This window comes from Kitasatospora sp. NPDC007106, assembly GCF_040634455.1.
Lineage (GTDB): Bacteria > Actinomycetota > Actinomycetes > Streptomycetales > Streptomycetaceae > Kitasatospora > Kitasatospora arboriphila.
In genome coordinates, this window is the sequence record NZ_JBEYFP010001386.1 from 1 (window position 1) to 1,151 (window position 1,151).

Here is a 1,151-nt window from a genome sequence, read left to right on the forward strand (position 1 = left end):
GACTGCCGGATACGCCGGTGATGCCGAGGCCCACGATCAACGCACGTGTCTGCATGGCTCACTCCTCGATCCGGCAGTCGGACCGAGCGGACCCGGCCGACGGCGTGCAGGCCTGGGTGTGTGTGGGAAGTTCTTTGGTTGGTGTGATGTGGTGGCTGGGGTGGGGGGTGTCAGGGTTGTTGTGTGGGGTGGAGGTCGCGTGGCAGGGCGATTTCGGTTCCGTGGTGTAGCAGTTCCTGGTTGACCCGCCAGACGGTGTCGATGAAGGGGTCGTCCGGGTCGCTGCCGTGGGGGGTGTGTGCTGTGTCCGATCGTGTCCGGCGTGGTCTCGTCGGTGTCGAGCAGCGCCTTCCGCCAGGCCGTGGCGCCGGAGGCGAAGGCGGCGAGCGCCCCGGTGGCGTCTTTGTTGATGTGGGGATCGTCCCGGGTGAGGGTGTGGTCGCCGGTTGTGTGGTCTGCGCGGAGGGTCAGCATTTCGCTGAGGTGACTCAGACGCCACGCGATGGTGGTGATGGGCGGCGGCTCGGGGTGTGGGGGAGGCGTTGCGTCGCGTCCCCAGTCGCCTGCGCCGACCAGCTCGGTCGCACGTGTTCCTGGTCCGTTCGGGCGCCGTCGGATGGACCGGTGGTCGGGCACCGGTTCCCAGAGGTACTCGTCATCGCTCATGGGACCGACCGCGACGTCGGTGCCGTTGCCGCTGTCCATGACCGGACCTGCGTTGCGGTCGGTGAGGCGTTTGTGTACGAAGTTGAACTGCTCTGGCAGCGGAATCAGGCGTGGTGGTGTGGTCGTCTCAGGTTTCTGTGGTGAGCGAGTTCGGATGCGGGTCTGGTGGTCCGCGCCTTGTCACAACCGCTTCGGTACTGCGATACGTTTTCAGCTGGCTTCCGGTGTCCCGCGATTGGGCATGCGGAGGGTCGGCGAGGTCGAGGGCCGGCGGCCGGCTGTCGTGTTCGACCGCGGGCCGGCAGGATGGTGATCCGCGGCCGGGGTGTGAGTGTCCCGAGGCTCCTTCGGGGCGGCCGCCTGGTTGCCCTGCCCGCCGGTACGCAGCCCGGGATCGGTATCGGCCGCGTCCGATCGGCCCGGTCGCAGCCCCTTCACCGCAACATCCGCTCCCAGGGGGACACAGTTTCTGCCGGTGATGTGCC

The 1,151-nt window shown here is 67.9% G+C and carries 1 protein-coding gene and 1 pseudogene; one reads left to right on the top strand and one right to left on the bottom strand.

What is annotated here, in order from left to right:
• Nucleotides 1–230: hypothetical protein (locus ABZ641_RS38690; protein WP_359989384.1), on the top strand; the 230-nt coding region annotated here is incomplete at its 5' end.
• Here the strand turns inward: ABZ641_RS38690 and ABZ641_RS38695 are convergent.
• Nucleotides 171–705, bottom strand: a pseudogene (locus ABZ641_RS38695) (DinB family protein). The gene ABZ641_RS38690 and the pseudogene ABZ641_RS38695 overlap by 60 nt on opposite strands.
• Nucleotides 706–1,151 lie beyond the last annotated feature (446 nt).